The organism is Streptomyces antioxidans, from assembly GCF_000968685.2.
GTDB lineage: Bacteria > Actinomycetota > Actinomycetes > Streptomycetales > Streptomycetaceae > Streptomyces > Streptomyces antioxidans.
Window position 1 is genome coordinate 1 of record NZ_LAKD02000280.1, and the last position, 227, is coordinate 227.

1 rRNA gene is annotated in these 227 nt (G+C 54.2%); it reads right to left on the reverse strand.

Going from position 1 to position 227, the window contains the following annotated elements:
• Positions 1-227 (reverse strand): 16S ribosomal RNA (locus VT50_RS38165); the annotation flags it as partial.

Below are 227 nucleotides of genomic sequence, written 5' to 3' on the forward strand. Positions count from 1 at the left end.
TTGCTCCCCACGCTTTCGCACCTCAGCGTCAGTAATGGACCAGTGAGCCGCCTTCGCCACTGGTGTTCTTCCGAATATCTACGAATTTCACCTCTACACTCGGAATTCCACTCACCTCTTCCGGACTCAAGCTTGCCAGTATCAAAGGCAGTTCCGGGGTTGAGCCCCGGGATTTCACCCCTGACTTAACAAACCGCCTACGTGCGCTTTACGCCCAGTAATTCCGA